Source organism: Archangium violaceum (genome assembly GCF_016887565.1).
Taxonomy (GTDB): Bacteria; Myxococcota; Myxococcia; order Myxococcales; family Myxococcaceae; genus Archangium; species Archangium violaceum_B.
Genome location: NZ_CP069396.1, coordinates 7107076 through 7113727, shown reverse-complemented (window position 1 = coordinate 7113727; position 6652 = coordinate 7107076). Strand labels below are relative to the sequence as shown.

At 68.8% G+C, this 6652-nt stretch carries 4 protein-coding genes; 3 read left to right on the top strand and 1 reads right to left on the bottom strand.

All coding sequences use genetic code 11. The annotated features are described in order from the left end of the window. Positions 1-108 precede the first annotated feature (108 nt). Positions 109-2586, bottom strand: coding sequence for an endopeptidase La (gene lon / locus JRI60_RS28465; RefSeq protein WP_204219030.1), 2478 nt, complete (start codon positions 2584-2586; stop codon positions 109-111). Between the two features lie 378 nt (positions 2587-2964). On the opposite strand from lon, the gene JRI60_RS28460 reads away from it, so the two are divergent. The 3 genes from JRI60_RS28460 to JRI60_RS28450 all read left to right on the top strand — a co-directional run bounded on the left by JRI60_RS28460 (position 2965) and on the right by JRI60_RS28450 (position 6644). Beyond that, positions 2965-4059, top strand: a complete 1095-nt coding sequence (locus JRI60_RS28460) for a vWA domain-containing protein (protein ID WP_239469762.1) — start codon at positions 2965-2967, stop codon at positions 4057-4059. A 191-nt stretch (positions 4060-4250) separates the two neighbouring features. Continuing rightward, the gene (locus JRI60_RS28455) at positions 4251-5111 is read left to right on the top strand and encodes an ImuA family protein (RefSeq protein WP_204219029.1); all 861 of its coding nucleotides are present in this window, start codon (positions 4251-4253) and stop codon (positions 5109-5111) included. A 21-nt stretch (positions 5112-5132) separates the two neighbouring features. After that, entirely contained in the window at positions 5133-6644 is a 1512-nt protein-coding gene (locus JRI60_RS28450) for a Y-family DNA polymerase (RefSeq protein ID WP_204219028.1), read from the top strand. The last annotated feature ends 8 nt before the right edge of the window (positions 6645-6652 follow it).

The following is a 6652-nucleotide window of genomic DNA, read 5'->3' as shown; positions in this document are numbered from 1 at the left end:
GTCCCCTCGGACCCCGGCCGGCGGGTGGACGTTCCCCAAAAAGACAACGGGCAGGCTCCCGAGTGGGAACCTGCCCGTCATCGACCTCGATCCTGGATCAGCCCGCGACTAGGCGCGGACCTCGGGAGCGGACTCGGTCTGGGGAGGAACGCTCTTCTCCCCACCCTCCGGCGGAGCCACCGGGGTCTTGAACGGCGAGGTCTCCATCGCCGCTTCGAGCACCTCGTCCATGCGGGTGGCGAAGATGAACTCGATGTCGTTCTTCGCCTGGTCCGGCACGTCCTGCAGGTCCTTGCGGCAGCGCTCCGGCAGGATGACGCGCTTGATGCCCGCGCGGTGAGCCGCCAGCACCTTCTCCTTGATGCCGCCCACGGGCAGCACCAGGCCACGCAGGGTGGCCTCGCCGGTCATCGCCGTATCGCCGCGCACGCGGATGCCCGTGAGCAGGCTGGTGAGGGCCGTGAGGATCGTCACGCCGGCCGAGGGACCATCCTTGGGGATGGAGCCCGCGGGGAAGTGCAGGTGCAGGTCCGTCTTCTCGAGGAAGTTCGGATTGATGCCCAGCGCCTCCGCCTTGCTGCGCAGGTAGCTCAGGGCCGCCGTGGCGCTCTCCTTCATCACGTCGCCGAGCTGGCCGGTGAGCGTCATGCCGCCCTTGCCCGCCATCTTGGTGGCCTCGATGAAGAGCAGATCACCACCGGCCGCGGTCCAGGCCAGACCCGTGGCCACACCCGGAACCTCGGTGCGCTCGGCGACCTCGGAGTAGAACGTCTCGGGCCCGAGGATCTCCTTGACCCGGTTTCCGTCGATGTTCTGCTTGTCGGTCTTCCCGCCGGCCACCTCGACCGCCACCGCGCGGCAGATGTCCGCGATGCGGCGCTCCAGGTTACGCACACCGGCCTCACGCGTGTACGAGACGGTCAGCGTCAGCAGCGCCTCGTCGGTGATGGTGATGTGGTCCGGGCTCAACCCGTGCTCCTTGAGCTGCTTGGGCACCAGGTGGATGCGGGCGATGCTCTGCTTCTCCTCGAAGGTGTAGCCCGACAGCTCGATGATCTCCATGCGGTCACGGAGCGGCCCGGGGATGGGATCCAGCTGGTTGGCCGTGGCGATGAAGAGCACCTTGGACAGGTCGAACGGCACGTCCAGGTAGTGGTCGCTGAAGGTGTTGTTCTGCTCGGGGTCGAGCACCTCGAGCAGGGCGGCGCTCGGGTCGCCGCGGAAGTCCGCGCCGAGCTTGTCGATCTCATCGAGCATCATGACCGGGTTCTTGGTCCCGGCCTTCTTCATGCTCTGGATGAACCGGCCCGGGAGCGCGCCGACGTAGGTACGCCGGTGGCCACGGATCTCCGCCTCGTCCCGGACACCACCGAGGGACAGGCGCACGAACTTGCGGCCCACCGCCTTGGCGATGCTCTGACCGAGCGACGTCTTACCGACACCCGGAGGCCCCACCAGGCAGAGGATGGGCCCGCGCATGTCGTTCTTGAGCTTGCGCACCGCCAGGTACTCCAGGATGCGCTTCTTGACCTTCTTGATGCCGTAGTGGTCCTTGTCCAGCGTCTGGCGGGCGTTCTCGATGTCGAGGTTGTCCTCGCTGAGCTTGGCCCAGGGCAGGTCGGCGATCCAATCGAGGTAGGTGCGCGCGACGGTGTACTCGCTGGAGGCCGCCGGAATCGTCTTCAGGCGGTTGAGCTCCTTGTTGGCGACCTTCTCCACGTCGGGAGGCAGGCCGGCCTTCTTCAGGCGCTCCTGCAGCTCGTCGAGCTCCTCCTCCTCCTCGCCCATCTCGCCGAGCTCTTCCTTGATCGCCTTGAGCTGCTGGCGCAGGTAGTACTCGCGCTGGGTCTTCGACATCTCGCCCTTCACGGCGGAGTCGATCTTGTTGGAGAGCTTGAGGATCTCGCGCTTGCGGTTGAGCAGCTCGAGCACGAGCTTCATGCGCGCCTTGAGGTCCACGGTCTCGAGGACGGCCTGCTTCTCCTCGATGGGGACGTCCACGTTGGCGGCGATGAGGTCGGCCAAGTGACCCGGGTGGGTGATGGACTCGACCAGCTCGGTGGCGGCGGCGGGCAGCTCGGGCATCAGCTCGATGACCTCGCGCGCCAGCTTCTTGAGGTTGATGCCCAGGGCCTCGACCTCGACGTTCTCCGCGGAGGTCTTGTCCTCCACGGCGTCGACGCGGGCCTTGAGGTAGGGAGCCTCCTGGACCAGGTCGAGCACGCGGAAGCGCGCCAGGCCCTGGACGACGAGCGAGTAGTTGTCCTCGCCCATCTTCAGGAGCTTCACGATACGGGCAACGGTGCCCATGGTGTAGAGGTCGGACGCACCGGGATCCTCCTCCTCGGCGCGGCGCTGGGTGACGACGCCGATGACCTGGTCGTCACGCACCGCGTCCTTGATGAGGGCGATCGTCTTCTGACGCCCCACCGCGAGCGGAAGGACGCCGCCCGGGAAGAACACCGAATTGCGCAGGGGGAGGATGGGGAGGACCTGGGGAATGTCCTCCTTGTTGATCATCCCCGGGGGGGCCATGGCCGCCGGCATTGCAGTTGCGGCGGAACCCTTCTTCTTCTCGTCGGACATGTAGTCGATGCCTCGGTTTCCAGCTCGGCCGGACGGCTTCCGTGCCGGTCAAACAACTCTGTTGTCGATCTTCTGTGGGAGTTGACTCAACGTAGCAACCAAAAAGGACATGGCAAACGCGCCCTTCGTTTTTCCTGAAGGTCGTCGGCTGCCGGACGGTTGCTCGCACACGCCCTGGGGGTGGGGCATGGTGGCGGTCCATCTTTGTCGCGACGCGGTGCGTGCTACATCAGGCCGCGTTTCCCAGGAGATACACCCTTGATGCATCCCTTCCGTTCGAGCGCGCTGGTGGCCGTCGCCCTGTGGGGGGCGGCATGCACCTCTCCGGTGGACGAGCCCGGCTCCACGTTGCCGGGCCGGTGCCAGGCGGAGGCCCCCGTGGTTTCGGCCCAGAAGACGGACATCCTCTTCGTCATCGACAACTCGGGGTCCATGGCCGAGGAGCAGGCGGCCATCGCGACCGAGCTGCCGGCCTTCCTGGACGAGCTGCGGAAGGGCAACGGGGTGGAGCAGGACTTCCGGGTCGGGGTCATCACCACGTCGGTGTACCAGCGAGCCTTCTTCGCCAACCGCGAGCAGTTCACGTTTTATCCCGACCAATCCGGTCGGTTGCAGGCCGTGCCGGACGAGCAGGGCCGGCCGACGGCCGAGCGCTTCATCGAGCAGAACGACCCGGACCTGCTGGGCAAGTTCCGCCGGCTGATCCGGCAGGGGACGAGGGGGAGCGGGCAGGAGTCGCCGCTGGAGGCGGTGAGGCTGGCGGTGACGCCGCCGCTGACGACGCTGGCGATCGCGGAGGGGGGGAACGGGGGCTTCCTGAGGGACGAGGCGCGGCTGCTGGTGGTGGTGGTGTCGGACGAGGAGGACTGCAGCTCGACCGAGCGCCCGCCGCCGGTGACGTTGACGGAGGACACGTCGAGGGATCTGTGCAGCGAGCAGGCGGACCGGCTGACGCCGGTGGCGGAGTACGCGCGGCTCTTCCGCAACCTGGGGGACGGGAAGGGAGGGACGCGGGAGGTGCTGTGGGCGACGATTGGCCCGGTGGCGCTGACGGACAAGAGGGCGGAGCTGGTGCTGGACAGGACGACGCAGGGGACGTTCGTGAGGAACGTAGATTGCCCGACGTCGTATGGACCGGGGTACCGGCAGAGGGAGATGGCGTCGCTGTTCGACACGGGGCTGAAGAACCTGGATTCGATCTGCCGTGCGAGCTTCCGGGAGACGCTGGTGTCGATCGCGACGCTGGCGAGGACGTCGCAGAGCATCGAGGTGGTGAACCTGCCGGACGGGAGACTCGCGCAGGTGAGGGTGACGAGGGAGGACGGGGAGGTACAGACCTGTAGCGTGGCGGGGGGAGACCTGACCTACACGCCGTCCGAGGAAGGCCGAGCCGCGCGGCTCTACTTCCAATCCTCGTGTCCGAGGAGACCGACGGATCAGAAGCTGGAAGTCAAACTGCTCTGCGCGAACTGACCCCCCGTGTATGCCCCCTCTCCCTCTGGGAGAGGGCTGGGGTGAGGGTATGTATCCCCCCCTGCGCACCCACAAGTCCCACCGGCCCAAACCGTCGGCCCGTTTGATCACCGAGCGACATTTCCTGGCGCATGTCAGCCCGCTCGTCATACTGAACCGAGTTTCAGGTCCAGTGTGGGACGGGGGACGTGATGAGTGCGACGGCCGAGAAGTTGTCGGTGACGGTAGAGGCCCTGAGAGAGCAGATCCGCCGGTTGCAGGCGGCGCCGAGACAGTACCTGGCGACGCTGCGGACGGGGGTGGAGGCCTTCGACGGGCTGCTGCCGGGGGGAGGACTGCCGTTGGGGCAGGTGGTGGAGCTGTGGGGAGAGGCGGCATCGGGGCGAACGAGCCTGGCGCTGAGGGCGGTGGCGTCGGCGCACCGTGAAGGGCGGCTGTGCGCGTACGTGGACGGACCGGGAGAGCTCTACCCGCCAGCGGCGGTGGCCGCGGGGGTGGATCCCTCCCGGCTGCTGATCGTGCGGCCGAAGACGGTGGAACAACTGGCGTGGTCGGCGGTGCAGCTGGTGCGGAGCGGGGCGTTCGCGTGCGTGGTGCTGGACCTGACGCGTGGCCCGGCGGGGGCGGGGAGGGGTGAGGGAGGAGTGCGGCTGTCACCGGCGGAGGGAAAGCGGCTGATGGACGCGGCGGTGCGAGGGGGGAGCCTGCTGGTGCTGCTGACGGCGCCGGAGGCGCCAGGGGACGGGATGATGAGGCTGCGGACCGAGTCACGAGGTGACGCGGGCCTGTCGGTGGAGGTGGTGCGAAGCCGGCAGGGAGGAATCGGATCGCGGACGCTGGTGCCGTGGAAGGCGCTCTACCCAGAGCTGACGGACGGCGAGTCCCCATGGGGAGCGGAGCTGCCGCCGGCGGAGGACGTGACGGTGCCGGAGCTCCCGAGGGAGGAGACGCCGCGCGAGGGCCACCGGGGAATCATGGGGCAGCGTCCGGGACGGGACGTGCCGATGCCGTCGCTGCGAGCGAGCCTGGATGCGGGCTCGGCGCTGCACTGAGGGAAGGGGAGGGGAACGGACATGAGGCTGGGGTATCTGCACTTTCCGCGCTTTCCGGTGCAGCGCAAGGTGATCGAGCTGCCGGAGCTGACGGGCAGACCGTTCGTGCTGGTGGAGGAGGTGCGAGGGCAGCAGCGGGTGGCGTGCGCGTCCACGAGTGCGCTGAAGGCGGGAGTGAAGGCGGGGATGACGCTGACGGCGGCGAACGCGCTGGAGCCGACGCTGAAGCACTTTCCCTACCGGCCCGAGGAGGAGCGGCGGGCGCTGGTGGGGATTGGAGAGATGCTGATGTCGGTGGCGCCGGGCTTCCAGGTGTCGGAGCCGGACGGGCTGTGGTTCGACGCGGGGGCGGCGAATCTGACGAATGGGGAGGAGGGGCTGTGCGCGAAGGTGCTGGCGCTGTGCTCGGAGCACGGGTGGAGGGGGAGGGTGGTGGTGGCCTCGGAGAAGTTCACGGCGCGGACGCTGGCGAGGCACGGGGCGAAGCGGATGGACGTGGTGGCGGATGGGGAGGGCGCGCGAGCGCTGGCCCCGCTGCCGCTGGGAGCGCTGGAGGGCCCTGAGCAGACGGCATTCGCGGCGCTCGGGCTGACGACATTGGGAGAGGTGGCGGCGCTGCCGGTGGGGGCGGTGACGGCGCGAGGGGGCGCGGCGGGCATGCGGGCGCACACGCGGTGCCGGGGCGGGGATGAGACGCCGTTCATCGCGGAGGTGCTGGAGGAGGTGCTGGAGGAGCGGCTGACGCTGGAGTGGCCGGCCGAGTCGCTGGAGCCGCTGCAGTTCGCGCTCAAGACGGTGCTGGACCGGCTGTGCGGGCGGTTGGGGGGCCGGAGGCGGGCGGCGGTACGGCTGAACCTCACGTTGAAGCTGGACCCCTCGGGACAGGCGGTGGTGCCGCTCACGCTGGCGAGGCCGACGGCGCAGTCGAAGATGCTGTTGGACCTGACCAGGCACCGGCTGTCGGACGTGCGGCTCGAGGGTCCGGTGGCGGGGCTGATCCTCCGGGTGGAGGAGGACTGCGAGGACCGGGGCCAGCAACTGTCACTGGGGGATGCCCCCGAGGGTGACGCGGCGCTGGAGGTGGTGCTTTCGAGGCTGGCGACGGCGCTGGGCGAGGACTCGCTCTTCATGGCGTCGCTGGAGGACACGCACCGGCCCGAGGACGCGTATGGGACCCAGACGTTCCGACCGCCGCCCATGAGGCGGGGCCTGGAGGGCGAGCTGCTCCAGTCGGTGGAGGAAGCGGAGCCGGTGCCGGAGGTGCTGCGGGAGAGGCCCTCGCGGGTGCTGACGAAGCCGACGACGATCGACGTGGAGATGACGGCTGCGGGGGAACTGCTGGCGGCGAGGCTCGGAGGACGGAGGCGCCGGGTGATGGCGCTGGTGGGACCGGAGCGGCTGAGCGGGGACTGGTGGGACGCGAGGCCGTACAGCCGGGACTACTACCGGGTGCACTTCGAGGGGCTGGGGCCGGCGTGGGTGTTCAGGGACGCGAGGGACGGCCGCTTCTACCTACAGGGCCTCTTCGACTGAGGGTGAGA